At 62.7% G+C, this 17806-nt stretch carries 11 protein-coding genes and 1 pseudogene; 10 read left to right on the top strand and 2 right to left on the bottom strand.

All coding sequences use genetic code 11. The annotated features are described in order from the left end of the window. Positions 1-8 precede the first annotated feature (8 nt). Positions 9-821: a crotonase/enoyl-CoA hydratase family protein gene (locus FSO04_RS24705; protein ID WP_154563373.1), complete on the top strand. Its 813-nt coding sequence runs from the start codon at positions 9-11 to the stop codon at positions 819-821. Between the two features lie 289 nt (positions 822-1110). Here the strand turns inward: FSO04_RS24705 and FSO04_RS24700 are convergent, their stop codons facing one another. Both FSO04_RS24700 and FSO04_RS24695 read right to left on the bottom strand, forming a co-directional pair. Further along, positions 1111-1413, bottom strand: coding sequence for a hypothetical protein (locus FSO04_RS24700; protein WP_154563371.1), 303 nt, complete (start codon positions 1411-1413; stop codon positions 1111-1113). 143 nt (positions 1414-1556) lie between these two features. Continuing rightward, positions 1557-2287 (bottom strand): annotated as a pseudogene (locus tag FSO04_RS24695) (IS6 family transposase). 235 nt (positions 2288-2522) lie between these two features. On the opposite strand from FSO04_RS24695, the gene FSO04_RS24690 reads away from it, so the two are divergent. The 9 genes from FSO04_RS24690 to FSO04_RS24650 all read left to right on the top strand — a co-directional run bounded on the left by FSO04_RS24690 (position 2523) and on the right by FSO04_RS24650 (position 17802). Further along, entirely contained in the window at positions 2523-4433 is a 1911-nt protein-coding gene (locus FSO04_RS24690) for an efflux transporter outer membrane subunit (RefSeq protein WP_233464969.1), read from the top strand. A gap of 44 nt (positions 4434-4477) precedes the next feature. Beyond that, complete coding sequence (locus FSO04_RS24685) at positions 4478-5521, top strand: efflux RND transporter periplasmic adaptor subunit (RefSeq protein WP_154563369.1); 1044 nt, start codon at positions 4478-4480, stop codon at positions 5519-5521. Positions 5522-5538: 17 nt separating this feature from the next. Further along, on the top strand, positions 5539-8595 hold the full coding sequence (locus tag FSO04_RS24680; protein WP_154563367.1) for an efflux RND transporter permease subunit: 3057 nt from the start codon (positions 5539-5541) through the stop codon (positions 8593-8595). Between the two features lie 550 nt (positions 8596-9145). Beyond that, positions 9146-10171 (top strand): alcohol dehydrogenase AdhP, encoded by a 1026-nt coding sequence (gene adhP / locus FSO04_RS24675; RefSeq protein WP_168435820.1) that lies wholly within the window; start codon positions 9146-9148, stop codon positions 10169-10171. A 59-nt stretch (positions 10172-10230) separates the two neighbouring features. Continuing rightward, entirely contained in the window at positions 10231-11067 is an 837-nt protein-coding gene (ppk2, locus tag FSO04_RS24670; RefSeq protein WP_154563434.1) for a polyphosphate kinase 2, read from the top strand. 183 nt (positions 11068-11250) lie between these two features. Continuing rightward, entirely contained in the window at positions 11251-12117 is an 867-nt protein-coding gene (locus FSO04_RS24665; RefSeq protein ID WP_233464968.1) for a potassium channel family protein, read from the top strand. 358 nt (positions 12118-12475) lie between these two features. Continuing rightward, positions 12476-14212 carry a SulP family inorganic anion transporter gene (locus FSO04_RS24660; RefSeq protein ID WP_154563363.1) on the top strand — a complete coding sequence of 579 codons (1737 nt, stop codon included), beginning with the start codon at positions 12476-12478 and terminating at the stop codon, positions 14210-14212. 283 nt (positions 14213-14495) lie between these two features. Further along, positions 14496-16832, top strand: coding sequence for a DUF3141 domain-containing protein (locus tag FSO04_RS24655; RefSeq protein ID WP_154563361.1), 2337 nt, complete (start codon positions 14496-14498; stop codon positions 16830-16832). After that, the gene (locus FSO04_RS24650) at positions 16819-17802 is read left to right on the top strand and encodes a phosphate acetyltransferase (protein WP_267905045.1); all 984 of its coding nucleotides are present in this window, start codon (positions 16819-16821) and stop codon (positions 17800-17802) included. Before FSO04_RS24655 ends, FSO04_RS24650 begins: the two co-directional genes overlap by 14 nt. Positions 17803-17806 lie beyond the last annotated feature (4 nt).

Below are 17806 nucleotides of genomic sequence, written 5' to 3'. Positions count from 1 at the left end.
CCCCGATCATGAACTTCGAAACACTTAGCGTCGCGCTCGCCGACGGCATTGCCACAATTGAGCTGAATCGTCCCGACTACGCCAATGCCATGAGCGAGCAGATGTGGCTGGACATCCGCGACGCATTTCGCTGGGTGGACGAGACGGCGGAGGCTCGGGTGGCCGTCATCAGTGGAGGGGGCACGCATTTTTCGTCGGGTATCGACCTCGCCATGCTCGCTGGCATAAAGAACGAGATCCAGGACCAGTGTGACGGGCGAGCGCGAGACAAGCTGCGCCGCCGGATTCTCGAGCTGCAGGACACGCTGACCAGCATCGAGCGCTGCCGCAAGCCTGTCCTGGCCGCGATCCACGGCGCCTGCATCGGCGGCGCCATCGACCTCGTCACCTGCTGCGACATGCGTTACGCGTCGGCCGGCGCCTACTTCTCGATCAGGGAAATCGATGTGGGCATGACCGCCGACGTTGGAACGCTGCAGCGCATGCCCAAGCTGGTGCCGGACGGCATCGTTCGCGAACTGGCCTACACCGGCCGCCGGTTCGATGCCGAGGAGGCGAGGCAAGTCGGTCTGGTGAATCGTGTCTATGATTCGCCCGAAGATCTGCGGAGGGGAGTGTCGGAGATCGCCGCCACCATCGCTGCCAAGTCGCCGCTGTCGATTCGCGGTATCAAGGAAATGGTGGTTTATTCGCGCGACCATTCGGTGGCCGACGGCCTGAACTATATTGCCACGTGGAATGCGGCGATGCTTCTGTCGGAAGACCTGACCGAGGTGATGACCGCCGCGAGGGAGAAGCGGCCAGCCAAATTCAAAAATTAGAGCGCGTAGCCCCAAGGCTGGCCGAGAGCGTGCAAAAGTTGGGGAGGTCGATTTCGTCAGGTTTCCTTATCTTGCGGCAGGGTTGAATGGTCTGTTCTTTCCGTCGGTCGGTGCCGGCCTGACAATGCGACCCCGATGTTACGGCTTCGCAAATCGCCGCAGCGTCGTTAGCATCGTTCTTCCCGCGTTTGCCCGACATCCTGTATGGCGCTACAAAGAGGGGCGGCCGGGATTCGCAAATATCTTAAGCTTAAGATATGGCAGAGGTCCTTTTGGTTGGCGATCGCGGCTACGGGCGCATGGACAGGTCGATCGAGGTCGGCCCGCGATCGGTAACCAAAAAAACCTCTGCCTTATGCTCTGCAGAGCATAATTGCGAATCCCGGCCATCCTTCAGCCACTTGGGGTTGGTGATTTCGGTCTCCACCGATTCCCGTTCCAGCGAGGCGATCATCTTGCTGCCGAACACGGAACGCTGCTCCGCCTTGAACTTTATCGCGATGTGGAACCAGTCGAGGATCCGGCCGCGAGCCAGCTGACTGCCCTGGACGGCCTTCTCAAATTCACCAACGTCGTCGCTGATAACGGTCACGCGTTCATCGCTCGCCACTCCTTTTTGACTGAAGAACTGATCGAGTCACGCGGAAGCCGAGGTGACTTCCTAGTGCACATAGGAGTATACGGCGTTGTCAACTTGCCATGCGTGAGACAAAACGCTGGAGGAGTGACGATGATTTAGAAACCAGTCGACGGATCTGGGGCGAGGTCGGTGAATTCGCGCCAGGCAACGAACCTTGCTGCAAGCTGTTTGCGATAAAGTGAAGCGCGTAGCAGGTGCCGCTTGAGCGCGAAGTGTTGCCGGATCAGTCCGAAGCTCGACAGGAAGGCCTGCGTGCGTTTCGGATTGCGGAAACCGCGCATGCGACGCTCGCGTTCGCGTGTCGGGTGGTGGGTGTTTTCAGCTCGGTTGTTCAGTCGGCTGCCGCTTTGACAGACACGTGCTTTACGCTCGCCAGCTCTGGAATCTCAGCTTTGGCGGCCGGATAGCCGCGCAGCTCATCGGTGATGATCTTGCGCGGCACTGGGCTCGAGCGCAGCACACGCTTAATGCGCTTGGCCGCGGCCTTATCGCGCCGCGTTTGCAGTAGGATGTCGAGTTCGGCGCCGCGCTCGCCCACTGCGCGCCATAGCAGGTAAGGTTCGCCGCGCAACGTCACGAACATCTCGTCAAGGTGCCATCTGCCGCCTGGCTTGCGACGCGCCGCTTTCACCCGACGAGCAAAGCCTGCGCCAAACTTATCGCACCAGCATCGGATCGTCTTGTAGGTCACGATCACGCTACGTTCAAAGAGCAGTTCTTCGATGTCACGCAAGCTGAATTGATACCAGTGGTACCAGCGCACGGCGCAACTGATCGCGCCCGCTGGAAAACGGTGACCGCGATACAGCGATTTCCATTTCTTCATTGCGTCATCTTACGTGAGACGACCAGCAACCTGACAACGCCCGTCGGATACCGGCCTCGTCGCCTTAGCCGACGGAGGTCCAAAGTGCCAGTTTCATGACCTGCATCAAGGCGTTGCGGAAACAGGCGAGTAGCTTGAATTCAAACGTGCCAGGTCGGCTTGTCGTTTTTATGCGCGATCAGCCGGCACATTAAAACGGAGTCGTTGCTCAGCGATTTGTGCAGTGGGACATCGAGTGCTCGGCAAGCGCCTTATGAGACACACACGTATCGTCGCGATTCACTACGGTGGTCCCAACGCGCTCGCGGTAGTTAAGGAGGAATGCTCCGAGCCCAAGGATGGCGAAATGCCGGTCAAAATGCCGGCCGCAGGTGTCAGCTTGACGGACTTGATGATGCGCGAGAGTGTTCCTCCCGAAACGCCGCGACTGCCTTTCACGCCGAGGTGCGGTCTGGTCGGCGTTGTGGATTCGCTCGGCGGTGAGGCCTTTGCCGCGATGCCGATCACCGGCGCGTACACGCACTCGCAGTATGTGTGTCTGCAGCACCGTGAATCCCGCTCCTGGCCGGCCTTCCGCCGCGCCGTTTGCAAATCAGATTTACTCAACCCGAAACCGATGCCGTCGTTTGCAACCGTTGCCCAGACGACGGGGCTGCCGCCTCGCCTTGCAGAGGTGTCAGGGCGCGGGCCGGCCGCCACGCTGGTCGTGTTGCTGGCGCTTGCTCTGGCGAGTTGCGCGACACCGGTCATGCAGCCCTCCATCGAGGTTCCCGGCCGGTTCGCGGCCGCGTCCGCATCTGCGGAGGAGCCCGAGACCGCTTGGTGGGATAGCTTCGGCGATCCGGTGCTTTCGGATCTGGTCCGTCGGGCGGCGCAGGAGAACCGGGACGTCCGGATCGCGGCGGAGCGCGTGCGGGCCGCGAGAGCCGGAGAAACAATCAGCCGCTCGTGGCTCCTGCCAACCTTGAGCATTGGCGCTAACGGCTTCGATCACAGGACCAATTACGACACAGTCCTCAAAAACGTCGTTCCTGAAGCGGCAAATACACGGGCCGGACAGGTCGGTATTGCTGCCTCGTGGGAAGTCGACCTCTTCGGCCGTCTGCGGGCGGGTGCGGCCGCGGCTGCAGCCGACACGATCGCGGTCGAAAATAACGCGCGCGGCGTGCGCCTTCTTGTGTTGACCGATGTCGCCACGAACTACTTCACGCTCGCCGGGGCGTTGCGTCAGCTGGAGACCGTGCGCGCGATATCAGCCGCGCAGGACGAGACGCTGCGCTTAGTGACGGCCCGCGAACGCGTCGGCCTCGCGACGCCGTTCGACGTCGAGCGCGTGAAGACCGAAGCTTCGAAAACGCGCGCGGCCATACCGCCGCTCGAGGCCCTTGCCGCCGTTTCGCGCCATCACATTGCGGTCCTCTTGGGAGATCAGGCCTTCAATGCCGGGAGCATCACGCCATCGGGCGTCGAAGCAATCGTTCCGCCCGCGCATCCGGGACAACCGGCCGCCCTGTTGCAGCGGAGGCCGGATCTGCTGGTCGCAAGCGCGCAGCTTGACGCGGCCAACGCGCGCAGGCAACAGGCGGTGGCGGAATGGTTTCCGCAGCTAATTCTCGGTGCAGTGTTCGGCCGTGAGTCCATCGATCTCAACGGGATTGCCCTCGGTCCGGCGCGCTTCAGCAACGTCGCCGGCCTCATCGCAATGCCGATCTTCAATGCCGGGCGGACGCAGGCGATCAACGACATCGCCGAGAGCGGTCAAAAGGAAGCGGTCCTTCATTATGAGGACGCGATCGTTCGCGCGCTCGAAGACGTCGAGAACGCGCTGGTTGTGCTCGACGACGAACGCCAACGTGCGCAGCTGCTGCAGAACGCAGCGACTTCGGCCGAAGCGGCGCTGGGCCACGCACAATCCCTTTACAACCGCGGCCAGATCGACCTTTTGCCGCTGCTCGACGCTCAGCGGACGCGGTTGGCCGTCCGTGCGATCGCTAACGACAGCAGCACGCAATTGCTGCTCGACAGCGTCCAGCTGTACAAGGCGCTTGGCGGAGGTTGGGAGGTGTTCGAGCCCGTTGCCGCGCCTGTCGGCACCGCGGTTTCGCGCAATTCATCAAACGTGGATCGACACGAGGAACCATCGTGAAAACCTCTCTCACTGCACTGTTCGCAGCCGCGCCTGTCGCAGCTATGCTGGTTGCCTGCGGGTCGAAGCCCGCCCCCGAGGCGCTTCGAGCAGTCCGCACTGCCGAGATCCGCTATGACAAGACCCCGGTGACCGACCGTTACGTCGGCACCGTGCAGTCGCGCCACGAAGTCAATGAGGCATTTCGTGTTGGCGGCAAGGTTGTCAAGCGCAAGGTCGACGTCGGCCAGAAGGTTCGCGAGGGCGACGTGCTGGCGGTGCTCGACGATACCGACTTTCGGCTCGCCGAGGAAGCAGCACGGCAGCAACTGACCGCCGCCAGTTCGCAGGCCCGACTGGCCGAGTCCGATCGGCAGCGGCTCAATTTGCTCAAAACCGACGGCTCGGTGAGCGTATCCGACGACGAGAAGGCGCAGACCGGTGCGCAGACAACGTCGGCGACGGCCCAAGCCGAGGGGAAGAAACTCGAGCTCGTACGCAATCGGTTGAAATATACGGTGCTGCGCGCGTCGCAGAGTGGCGTCGTCACCGCCGTGCGTTTCGAAGTGGGGGAGGTCGTCGCCGAGGGCCAGCCGATGGTTTCGATCGCCAACGAAGGCGAGCCCGAGATCGTCGCCGACCTGCCGGAAGATCGTCTCGCGACGTTCAAGACGGCCCGGTACAAGGCGTGGCTCGCTAGCGCGCCCGAGCAAAGTTTCGACGTCGTGTTGAGGGAACTCTCGCCCCAGGCGGCCGCGCAAACCCGAACTTACCGTGCCCGCCTGAAACCCGCGGTGCCCCGGGCGCTGCCGCTCGGTGCGACCGCCACGCTGTTGGTCGAGCGTCCGGTCGGCGAAGCGCCGGCAGCAGTCATCCCTGCCTCGGCCATCACGCAGAACAAGGGCCAGCCCGCCGTCTGGGTGGTTCGTCGTGCGGGTTCCGAGCCGGTGGGTACGGTCGACCTGACCGGCGTTTCGGTGCACGGCTATCGCAACGACGAGGTGCTCGTGTCCGGACCGCCGGCAGGCGAGCTGATCGTCACCGCGGGTGTGCAGAAGATGGCCCCTGGCCTGAAGGTCGCGCTCGCCGGCGCGCCGCGCACCTTCTAAACCGGGTAATCTGCACGATGAAGTCGTTCAACCTCACCGAATGGGCGCTGAGCCACCGCGCCATCGTGCTATTCCTGATCCTTGTGATTGGCATTGGCGGCTCGCTCAGCTTCACAAGGCTCGGCCAGCTCGAGGATCCGAACTTCTCAGTGCCGTCGATGACCGCGCTCGTGATCTGGCCCGGCGCCACGGCGCAACAGATCCAGGACGAGGTGCTCAACCGCATGGAGAAGAAGTTCGAGCAGCTCGATCACTTCGAGAAGGTCGTGACCTATGCGCGCCAAGGGTACGGCGGCATGACGATCACCGTGAAGGGCGGCACGTCCCGTGCGGACCAGCGCGAGGCTTGGTATCAGGCGCGCAAGAAGTTCAACGACATCAAGCTCGAGCTCCCCGACGGCGTCATCGGCCCGATCTTCAACGACGAATACGGCGACGTGACCGGGTTGCTCTATGCCGTCAAGGGCGACGGCATCAGCCAGTGGGAGCTATCTGACGTCGCCGAAGACATCAAGCGGCAACTCCTTAAGGTGCCGATGGTGAAAAAGGTCGACATCTATGGCAAGCAGGCCAAGAAGGTTTACGTCGAGTTCTCGAACGGGCGGCTGGCGGCGCTTGGAATCACGCCGCTGCAGATCGCCGAAAGCCTCAAAAATCAGAACAGCGTATTGGCAAGCGGACAGATCGACACGCATGGCGATCGCGTGCTCGTGCGCGTCAGCGGCCAGTTCAACAGCTTGGACGATATCCGCAACGTTCCGATCGCCGCCGGCGGCCGTCTGCTGAAGCTCGGCGACTTCACGTCGATCACGCGTGGATACGAAGACCCTCCAATTTATACGGTACGCCAGAATGGGCAGCAAGTGCTGATGCTCGGCATCACAATGACCGACGACGGCAACATAGTCGACCTCGGCAAGGCGATCGAACAGGCAGTCGCCAAGGTGCAGCTCGAGCTGCCCTATGGCGTCGAACTCGAGCGGGTGGCCGATCAGCCGACCGTCGTCAGCGAATCGATCTGGGAGTTTGAGCGCTCGCTGCTGGAAGCGCTGACCATCGTGCTCGCGGTTTGCCTGATCACTCTCGGCTGGCGCACGGGAATCGTGGTCGGGATCTCGGTGCCGATCGTGCTTGGTGTCGTCGCCCTGGTAATGCTTGCGATGGGCTGGAATCTCGAGCGCGTCTCGCTTGGGTCCCTGATCATCGCCCTCGGTCTGCTGGTGGACGACGGCATCATCGCGGTAGAGATGACGGTCGTGAAGATGGAAGAAGGGTGGGACCGCGTGAAAGCGGCCACCTACTCGTACACGGCGACCGCGATGCCGCGGCTGACTGGCGCGCTCATCACGGCCGCCGCCTTCATGCCGATCGGGTTCGCCAAGTCGACCACCGGCGAGTATGCGGGCGGCATTTTCTGGATCGTCGGCACCGCAGTGCTTTTCTCGTGGGTCGTCTCGGGGCTGATCACGCCGTACCTCGCCGTCAACATGCTGCCAAAGGACTTCGGCAGGCAGCACCATGGTGGCGACCCATATGACACAGCCTTCTACCGCAAGCTGCGCGGCTGGATCGATCTCGCCCTCGAGCGGCGCTGGTGGGTCATCGGGGCGACGGTGGCCGCACTCGCCGCTGCGATTGCCGGAATCAGGTTCGTGCCACAGCAGTTCTTCCCCAACAGCGCGCGGCCCGAGCTGCTTGTCGAGCTGCGACTGAAGGAAGGCGCTTCGTTCGCTGCGACCACCGAGCAGGTGAAGAAAATGGAAGCGGTTCTGAAGAAGGACGAAGACGTGCGTTTCTTCACGGCCTACACGGGCGCAGGCCAGCCACGCTTCTATCTCGCTCTTAATCCCGAACTGCCGAACCCGGCCTACGCTGTCTTCGTCGTCATGACGAAGGACACGCAGGCTCGTGAGCGCGTGCGGTCGCGCCTGATGGAGAGTGTTAACGAGGAATTCCCGCAAGTGTGGGTTCGCGTCACCCGCCTCGAACTCGGTCCGCCGGTCGGTTTCCCGGTACAGTTCCGTGTCGTCGGTTCCGAGACGCAGAAGGTCCGCGAAATCGCCCGCGAGGTCGAAGCGGTGGTGGCGTCCAGCCCCAAAGTGCGCGACGTCCAGCTCGACTGGAACGACCCGGTTCGTACCCTGAGAGTCGACCTGGACCAGGACAAGGCGCGCGCGCTCGGCCTGGCGCCGGCCGACGTCGCCTTCGTGACCCAGACCTTCATGAACGGCGTGACACTGTCCCACTTGCGCGAACACGAGGATTTGATCGACATCGTCGCCCGCGCCGTATCTTCCGAGCGGCTCGATCTGGACTCGCTGAAGGACGTCAATCTCTACACACGCGAGGGAACGGTGGTGCCGCTGTCGCAGGTCGCGCGCGTGCGCTACGAACTCGAAGAGCCGGTGCTCTGGCGCCGCAACCGTGACATGGCGATCACTGTGCGCGCGGACGTCAAGGACGGCGAGCAGGGCGTGTCGGTGACCCAGGAGATTCGGCCGCTCCTGAAGGACATTGAGGCGAAGCTGCCCTTCGGTTACCGCATCGACGTCGGCGGCGCAGTCGAGGAAAGCGACAAGGCCAACCGCGCGCTGATGGCGGTGTTTCCGGTGATGCTGATTACGATCCTCACGATCCTGATGCTGCAACTTCAGAGCTTCTCGCGCGTGACGATGGTGTTCCTGACGGCACCGCTGGGGCTCATCGGGGTTGTCGCCGGGCTGCTTATTTTCCAAGCGCCGCTCGGTTTCGTCGCCATTCTTGGGGTCACCGCTTTGAGCGGGATGATCATGCGCAACTCGGTGATCCTGGTCGATCAGGTGCAGGCGGAAATTGCGCAAGGGCGTGACACCTGGAGCGCGGTCGTTGATGCGGCCGTCCACCGGACGCGTCCGGTGGCGCTGACCGCGGCGGCTACGGTGCTCGCCATGATCCCGCTGACGCGGAGCATCTTCTGGGCCCCGATGGCGATCGCCATCATGGGCGGCCTCACGGTCGCGACCTTGCTGACAATTTTTTTCATGCCGGCCCTTTACGCGGCATGGTTCAAGGTCCGACGCAACGCTGAATCGTAACGCGCGGCGCGATTACCCAGCAGCGTCCTCGCGACCATGAAGCGATGCGGCGCGATACTCGTCGCTGGCTGCACCATCGGCAGAAGCAGCCTCACATCATCGCGAAATTCTTTGCGGCTCCGCACGTCGCTTACGCCCCCGACGGAGCATAAGACGCGACCTTTTTAACCATCTGGCTTAAACGGCGGCTGTTCGCGCATGCATTGCCCGCACACTCGAACCCTGCTGTCTCATGCTTGCGATCGTCACGCGTCCTTCAGGTTGAAGCTTTTGGTAAGTTTTTTTTTGCATCGGCGCACCCTACACGAGGTAAGGTGTTGCACTTCAAATCTGATGGCGCCGTTCATTCTTTTGTCCACTCCGGCTGGCTAGATAGTCAGGTTGAGAAGAACGCTGAACCGCCTGGAGCGGGCTTATGCGCGGGACGGCGCCTCAATCCCGATACGCATCACCTCGCTTCGATATCGGGTTCGAGGCCAGTTGACCTATGTCAAGACGCATTGTGTTCACGCATGCATACTACAGTCACAGAGGATTGTCGGAGAGTCCCGTGGCACAGTTGATGAAGGCCGCTGTCGTACACGCATTTGGCGAACCGCTACGCGTCCAGGAGGTGCAGGTGCCCACGCCGGGCCCAGGCCAGATCCTCGTCAATATCAAGGCGTCGGGCGTCTGCCATACCGACCTGCATGCTGCTGACGGTGATTGGCCCGTCAAGCCGACGTTGCCGTTCATCCCCGGTCACGAAGGCGTCGGTTTTGTCGCAGCAGTCGGCGATGGCGTCAAGGTCGTCAAGGAAGGCGATCGCGTCGGCGTGCCGTGGCTCTATACAGCGTGCGGGCACTGCGAGCACTGCCTAAGCGGTTGGGAGACGCTCTGTCATGATCAACAGAACACAGGCTACTCCGTGAATGGCGCCTATGCGGAATATGTGCTCGCTGATCCGAACTATGTCGGACACCTCCCGCCGCAGGTCAGCTTCGACGAAATCGCTCCAATCCTTTGCGCTGGCGTCACCGTCTATAAGGGGATTCGCGTGACTGACACACGTCCCGGGCAATGGCTTGCGATCTCCGGGATCGGCGGCCTTGGTCATGTGGCGATCCAATACGCAATCGCGATGGGACTTCATGTTGTCGCAGTGGATGTTTCAGCAGACAAACTTGCTCTCGCTCGCGAACTCGGCGCGAAGCTCGCTATCGACGCGTCGACTACCGATCCGGCCGCGGTCATTCAAAAGGAGATTGGGGGAGCGCATGGCGTACTCGTGACCGCCGTATCGCGCGGCGCCTTTGCGCAAGCGCTCGGCATGGTCCGCCGCGGCGGCACTGTGGCGCTGAACGGGTTGCCGCCGGGCGATTTCCCTTTGCCGATATTTTCAACCGTGCTCAACGGCATCACCGTGCGTGGTTCGATTGTCGGGACACGCCGCGACTTGCAGGAGTCGCTCGAATTCGCCGCAGAGGGCCGTGTACACGCGCGCATTCATCGGGACCGGTTGGAAAACATTAACGCGGTACTCGCCGATCTGAAGGGGGGAAAGATCGACGGACGCGTGGTGCTGGCGCTCGATTGATCGGCGCCGACGCCTGGTGCAGTCAGGCACGGTTTGACGGTTGTTTGGGGGACAAAGCAATGTCTGAGATCCGGAAAGAGGCGCAGGTCGCCGGTTCCAAATCGGGCAACAAGCCAGGGAACAAGGAACTAGGCAGCAAGGCATACCAGAAGGAACTGGCCCTGCTGCATGGTGAACTGGTCAAGTTGCAGGAATGGGTAGTGAAGACCGGAGCCAAGATCTGCATTGTGTTCGAAGGACGCGATGGCGCGGGCAAGGGTGGGGTGATCAAGACCATCACCGAACGCGTGAGCCCGCGAATTTTCCGGGTTGTCGCGCTGCCAGCGCCCACGGATCGGGAAAAGACCCAGATGTACTTGCAGCGCTATCTTCCGCACCTGCCGGCGGCTGGGGAAGTCGTGCTGTTCGACCGCAGTTGGTACAACCGCGCATGTGTCGAGCGGGTCATGGGCTTCTGCACGGAGGCGGATGTGCAGATGTTCATGATGACTACACCGCTCGTGGAGCGTGCCGTCATCGACTCCGGAGTCATCCTCATCAAGTACTGGCTCGAAATCAGCTCAGAAGAGCAGACGCGCAGGCTCGAAGCCCGGATTCACGATGAGCGCAAAATCTGGAAACTTTCGCCGATGGACATCGAATCCTATCGCCGCTGGTACGACTATTCGCGGGCGCGCGACGCGATGTTCAGCATGACCGACACTGAGTTCTCGCCGTGGTATGTTGCACGGGCGGACCGCAAGAAGCGCGCCCGCCTGAACATCATCAGCCACCTGCTCAGCGTGGTTCCGTACGAGACTGTGCCGCGGGAGAAGGTGTCGTTGCCCCAACGACAGAAGGCCGGGGGGTATCGCGAATCGGACCATCACTTCAGGTATGTGCCCGAGAAATTCTGAGCAATGCCGCATTGCGTCTGGCAGGGAACGAGGATTGCGGAACGCCCGCTGAAAACTCCGATGACGCGCGCCCGGATGCCCCTTTTTGTTCCTGCAACGCGTCGACGCGCAGGACCAAAGTCCAATTCCGCTGGCGTGCCCGAGTGACATGATGTAATCGGGAAAGCGGGACGGATGGAGAGCATGTTGTGCGAGGGTGCTTCCTCCGAATGGTTCGAACTGCGATTCGAAGAACGGATTCGAGGAACGATCGGGATGTACCGGATCGAAGAACCCCGGCTTGGCGGGCTGCGTATCAAGGAATGGCGGCGCCGCGCGCGCTTGGCGGTCGGCCTGCTGTTTCTGGTGCTGCTGGGATCGTCGGCGGGGCTTGTGGTGCTCGACCACTCGGATGCGCCGTTGCCCACGAAGATGTTTACGGCCTTGTGGGATGCGGTCAACCTTGTCACGACCTTGGGCGACTTCTCGGATTTCAATCCGGACCAGAAGATATTCATGCTGGTCGCCATACTTGCAACGGTGGTGGTTGCCGGCTACGCGTTGCGCCAGCTGACGGGGATGCTGTCGGGCGACGACGTGATGGTCTTCTGGGAGAACAGGGCCATGGAGCACAAGCTGGAAACGCTGAGCAACCATGTCGCGATCTGCCCGTTTGGTCCGGTCGGCCAGCTGGTCGCCGCCCGTCTGCGAGATGCGGGAGCGACCGTGCTCGTGCTGGAGACCGACGTAAAGCAGGCCGAAAAAGCATCCGGACTGGGATACATGGTCATCCAGGGCGATCAGAGCTCGTTCGACGATGTACTCGAGCGTGCCAGGCTGGATACCGCCAGTGCGCTGTTCGTGACGGGCACCGATCCGAACAGCAATCTGGAGATCACGCTGGTGGCGCACACGCTCAATCCCGCGCTCCAGATCGTAGTGTCAGGTGAGAACGATCTGCGCAGGATGTTGCTCGAGAAGGCCGGCGCATCGACCGTTATCGACCAGAACGACATCGTTGCGTGCGCCATGGTTGGGCAGATCGATGCGCCACAGGCGCGACGGACATGAAGCAGGGTGCTCGACAAGCGCAATCTGCTGGCGGTCTGCCGCCTGTACCGGCGCGGTTACGCATCGGCTGCACCGGCTGGCCTCAGAGCTCCGGGGGTAGCATACGTTCGCGCGATGCGGGCGTCCGAATGTACGCCGTGACGCTTTGGACTTGCTCACTGCCCGTCAGGAAGGAGGTTTCACACTGGAGTCGGCCATGCACGTGGACATGCTGAAGCCGGTTGGCGGAGGCGAACAGGCAGGATCCGACAATGGCACGGTCTCCTCCGGCGTCCGATTCGTGGACACGCATCCGGTATCGCTGGGGCGACCTGTGAACGATTTGGGGATTTGATGACAATAGGGAATCCGCGCGACTATGGGACACGATTCATCAACACATCCCACTGGCGGCTTTCGCATTCCGGTGCTGGAGTGGGTCCGCGACTATCAGAAGGAGTGGATCAAGCCGGATATTATTGCCGGTGTGACCGCTGCGGCGGTGGTTCTTCCGAAGGCCCTGGCATACGCGACTGTCGCGGGGCTGCCCGTGCAGGTCGGGCTGTATACGGCCTTCCTTCCGATGGTGATCTACGCGTTCCTGGGATCGTCGCGGCCGCTCAGCGTGAGCACCAGCGCAACGATCGCCATCCTCGCCGCAGCGGCCCTCGCCCGCGTGGTCCCAGATGGAGGGATGGCAGACCTGCTGAGAGCCTCTGCAACGCTGACGCTACTGGTCGGGGCCATCCTCACGCTCGCCGCGCTCCTGCGGTTGGGATTCGTTGCCAACTTCATCTCCGATCCTGTGCTGACCGGATTCAAGGCCGGTGTCGCGGTCGTCATCGTGCTGGATCAGGTGCCGAAGCTGCTCGGCATTCACTTTCCCAAGGGGTCGTTTTTCCACAACGTGCTGGCCATCGTCACGGGTATTCCACACGCGTCAGCGGCGACAGTCGCTGTGGGGGCGATTACGGTGGGCATTCTGGTGGCAATCGAGCATTTCTTTCCACGGGCACCCGCGCCGCTGATCGCGGTGGCTTGCGGGATCGGCGGCGTGAGCCTGCTCGGCCTGCAGTCTCACGGGGTCGACATTGTCGGCCACGTGCCGACGGGCTTCCCTTCCGTCACCATGCCGGACCTTTCGCTTGTCGCGTCGCTTGGGCCAGTTGCCGCGGGCATTGCACTGATGAGCTTTACCGAAACGATCGCGTCCGGGCGAGCGTTCGTTGAGAGCGGGGAACCTGCGCCACAGGCGAACCGGGAGTTGCTGGCGATCGGTCTTGCCAATGTGGGAGGCGCGCTGCTGGGCTCCATGCCGGCGGGCGGAGGAACGACCCAGACGGCCGTGAACCGTCTCGTGGGCGCCCGCAGCCAGCTTGCCGAACTGGTCACGGCTGCCGTCACGCTGGGCACGATGCTGCTGCTCGCGCCGTTCATCGGACTGATGCCGCACGCCACGCTGGCAGCGGTTGTCATCGTCTATTCGATCGGCCTGATCAAGCCCTCGGAATTTCGCGCGATTGTCGCTGTGCGACGCACAGAGTTCGTGTGGGCGCTGGTTGCGGTCTCCGGCGTCGTGCTCTTCGGCACCCTGCTGGGCATCCTCGTCGCCATTGTCGTGTCGCTCCTGGCGCTTGCTCACCAGACGTCCGATCCACCGGTATATGTGCTGCGCCGCAAGCTTGGCACGAACGTGTTCCGTCCTGTGTCCGCGGAGCACCCCGACGACGAGGCTTTTCCCGACCTCCTGCTGTTGAGGCCGGAAGGGCCCGTTTTTTTTGCCAACGCCGAGCACGTCGGCCAGAAGATCCGCATGCTGATCGAGCAAACTCATCCCCAGACTGTCGTGCTTCATATGCGCGCCGTAATCGATCTCGAGTACACGGCGCTCAAGATGCTGACGGAAGCGGAAAAGGAGCTGCGCAGGCAGGGCATAACCCTCTGGCTCGTGGGTCTCAACCCGGGCGTGCTGGCGATGGTGCAGCGTTCACCGCTCGGCGAGACGCTTGGGCGCGAGCGGATGTTCTTCAATCTGGATCGGGCGGTCGCGGCATGGGAGGCGCAGCAACCACCGGGGGCCGTGCGGGGAGCGACGCCCAGCTGCCGGCCTAAGTGATGTAAAAGGCATCTCTGATAATGATGGTCAATGCGGACTTTAAGATCTGTACGCGTTCCCCATGTCGACAATCGCGCGGCGTGCCCGATCCAATCTGCAGACGTTGGGCCGAGGTGTCGAAATATGGCCACGATTGATCTATGTCACAACTCGTGAATGGCGCACGAGCATGCTGCACGAGTTGCACGCGTATCGGTGTGCGCACGCACGGGCGAGCCCGTGAGCAAACAGCGGGGCGGCCGCGGGCGCGGCCTTAATCAATGTCGCAATGGAGGACGGTGTCATGGACGCAGCCACGCAATTGGCGCGCAGTCAGGAAATTGCCGGAAACATCTTGCAGGGGCTGCAAAAGCGCGTGCAGGGCGCGATGGAGCGGTATGAGAAACGGTTGCGTGGAGCCCTGGATGGCGAGGCCAGCCCTAACGAGGGCATCGCTTCGTTCGCATCGGGATTCGACCCATGGAACACATGGCATTACGCCGTCGACGTTGCGCAACGCTCCATCCTGTTCTGGGATACCTTGCGCGAGCGCGGCACCGGGTTCGTCGAGAGCACTGCACAGGGCCTCAAGCCCGCGCTGCATTTCGACTATGAGATCGTGCTCGACGGCAGGCAATTCGGGCGGCCTGTCAACTATGCGCTGTTATGCATTAAAGCGCCCGAGGGCGTGGCCATCGACGCGAAGAAGCGCCCCTATCTGATCATCGATCCGCGCGCCGGTCACGGCCCAGGCATCGGCGGCTTCAAGGACGATTCGCAGGTGGGCGTCGCGTTGCGTGCGGGCCATCCCGTCTACTTTGTCGTGTTCTTCCAGAATCCGGAGCCCGGCCAGACCTTGCTCGACGTGTGCGCCGCCGAGCAGGAGTTCGTCAGGAAGGTACGCGCGCTGCATCCGGATAGCCCCAAACCGGCGATCATCGGCAACTGCCAGGGTGGCTGGGCCGCGATGATGCTCGCGAGTTCCTCGGCAGAAGACACGGGACCGATCGTGATCAACGGCACACCGATGTCTTACTGGAGCGGCGCGTTCAGCGAAGGCGAGGGCGACAATCCGATGCGCTACGCGGGCGGCATACTGGGCGGCACCTGGCTCGCGTCGTTCTCATCGGATCTCGGTAACGGCAAGTTCGACGGCGCGCACCTCGTGCAGAACTTCGAGTATCTGAACCCCGCTAACACGCTGTGGGACAAGTATTACCACCTGTACAAAGACATCGATACGGAGTCGCCGCGTTTTCTGGAGTTCGAGCGCTGGTGGGGCGGCTACTATCTGATGAACCGCGAAGAGATCGAGTGGATCACGCGCAACCTGTTCATCGGTAACAAGCTCTGGTCGGGCGAAGTGCGCGGCGTGTCGGGCAAGGCGTTCGACCTGCGGGATATCCGCTCGCCGATCATCCTGTTCGCCTCGATGGGCGACAATATTACGCCGCCGCAGCAGGCGTTCAACTGGGTGGCCGACCTCTACGGCAGCACCGAGGAAATCAAGGCGCGCGGCCAGGTCATCATCGGACTGATGGACGAGGAGGCCGGACATCTTGGGGTGTTCGTGTCGGGCAAGGTGGCGAAGAAGCAGCATGCGCAGATCGTCAACGTGCTCGAAACAATCGAGACGCTCGCGCCGGGCCTCTACGCGATGTTGATCGATGAGGCGAAGGGCGCCGACGGGAAGGTTGCCTACAAGGTGACATTCGTCGAGCAGCGTCTCGAGGAGGTCGTCCACCGTTTCAACCGCTTCAGGCGCGAGGACGAAAAGCCTTTTGAGGCCGTGGTCGAGCTTTCCGAATTCAACCAGCGCCTCTACGAGCTGCTTGCGCAGCCATACGTGCAGTGGGCGTCGAACGAGACCACGGCGCATCTGCTGCGCGAATTTCATCCGCTGCGCTTTCAGCGCTGGGCCTTTTCGGACCTGAATCCGTGGCTTGCATGGCTGCGGCCGACGGCCAGCGCGGTCAGGGCGAACCGGCAGCACAACGGCGACATCGAGCCGTGGCGCAAGGCCGAGCAGCGTGGATCGGAAGTCATCAGCGCCTCGCTCGATCACTACCGGGCGATGCGCGATGCCGCCGCCGAGACGCTTTTCTTTGCCATCTACACCCATCCCTGGCTGGCCCATTTCGCCGACCGGCACCGCACTCGCGAAGCGGCCGCGTCCGTCTCCACCGATCCGCGCGAGCTGCCTTTCGTGAAGGACGCGCTTGCATCGATCCAGCAGGGCGGCTACGCCGAAGCGGTGGCGCGCACGGCATTCCTGCTGTTCGCGCGCAAAGGGGAGCCTTTGCCGTTTGCGCTGCTTGCGACGGCGCGGGAAGTGGTGGACAGCTACGCCGAGTATCTGCCGAGCTTGCCGCCCGACCAGTGGCGGCGCATCCGCGGCGAACAGGAACTGATCGCCACCTACGAGCCGCAGCAGACGATTGCGACGTTGCCGGCGTTGCTCGCCAAACCGGAAGACCGCGAGCGGCTACTGGCGCTGATGGACAGGTTGCTGGCCGACGAGCGCGTACAAGGCGTGACGCCGACCGCGCAGCAATGGGAGGCGTTACAGCGCATTCGCGCGGTGCTCGGCGTGCCGCCCGCAGCGCGCCCTGTTTCGGTGCTCGAGCGTGCGCCGTCGTGAACGTGCTCGTCTTTTCGTAAAGGGATCAGCCATGGAAGCCAGACACGCGAAGTATCACGAGCTCATTGCCCGCTGCCGGACGCTGGCGCCGATGCCCACGGCCGTTGCTCATCCATGCGACAGGAGCTCGCTGGAAGGCGCCGTGGAAGCGGCGCAGAAAGGCCTGATCGCACCGATCCTGGTCGGGCCGCGCGCGCGCATCGAATCGGTTGCCGCGCAGTGCAACCTGTCGATCGGCGATTATCCGATCGTCGATGCGCCGTTCAGTGAGGCTTCGGCGGCAGCGGCCGTGCAACTGGTGCGCGAGGGCAAAGCCGAGGCGCTGATGAAAGGCAGCCTTCACACCGACGAGCTCATGGCGGCGGCGGTCCGGCGCGATGCCGGGCTGCGCACCGGCCGGCGCATCAGTCACTGCTTCGTCATGGACGTGCCTGCGCGCGCAGACCCGCTGATCGTGACCGACGCCGCCGTGAACATCGCGCCGACGCTGGAGGAGAAGGCCGACATCCTGCAGAACGCGATCGACCTCGCGCACGCGCTGCAGTTTCCGCAGGTGCGCGTGGCAATCCTTTCGGCGATGGAGACTGTCAATCCGAAAGTGCCTTCGACGATCGAAGCCGCCGCGCTGTGCAAGATGGTGGACCGGCGGCAGATCACGGGAGCGCTCGTCGACGGCCCGCTTGCACTCGATAATGCCATCGACCCCGAGGCCGCGCGCATCAAGCAGATCGATTCGCCCGTGGCCGGACGGGCCAATGTCCTGATGGTGCCGGACCTCGAAGCGGGCAACATGCTCGCCAAGAGCCTCTCGTTCCTCGCGGGCGCGGACGCGGCCGGCATCGTGCTGGGTGCGCGCGTGCCGATCATCCTGACGAGCCGTGCCGATTCGCTCATTACGCGGCTCGCCTCGTGCGCGGTGGCGGTGCTCGTCGCGCTTGCGCGGCGCGAAGCCGCAAAGACCGTCGGGTGATGCC

This window comes from Paraburkholderia madseniana, assembly GCF_009690905.1.
In the GTDB taxonomy this organism is placed as follows: Bacteria; Pseudomonadota; Gammaproteobacteria; order Burkholderiales; family Burkholderiaceae; genus Paraburkholderia; species Paraburkholderia madseniana.
Note: the sequence above shows the minus strand (reverse complement) of the source record. Positions and strands in the feature narration are given on the sequence as shown.

Excerpts from the sequence above, each read along its gene's own strand:
- FSO04_RS24705 (WP_154563373.1), top strand. The coding sequence starts at position 9 with ATGAACTTCGAAACACTTAGCGTCGCGCTCGCCGACGGCATTGCCACA.
- FSO04_RS24685 (WP_154563369.1), top strand. The coding sequence starts at position 4,478 with ATGCTGGTTGCCTGCGGGTCGAAGCCCGCCCCCGAGGCGCTTCGAGCA.
- FSO04_RS24680 (WP_154563367.1), top strand. The coding sequence starts at position 5,539 with ATGAAGTCGTTCAACCTCACCGAATGGGCGCTGAGCCACCGCGCCATC.
- ppk2 (WP_154563434.1), top strand. The coding sequence starts at position 10,231 with ATGTCTGAGATCCGGAAAGAGGCGCAGGTCGCCGGTTCCAAATCGGGC.
- FSO04_RS24665 (WP_233464968.1), top strand. The coding sequence starts at position 11,251 with ATGTTGTGCGAGGGTGCTTCCTCCGAATGGTTCGAACTGCGATTCGAA.
- FSO04_RS24660 (WP_154563363.1), top strand. The coding sequence starts at position 12,476 with ATGGGACACGATTCATCAACACATCCCACTGGCGGCTTTCGCATTCCG.
- FSO04_RS24655 (WP_154563361.1), top strand. The coding sequence starts at position 14,496 with ATGGACGCAGCCACGCAATTGGCGCGCAGTCAGGAAATTGCCGGAAAC.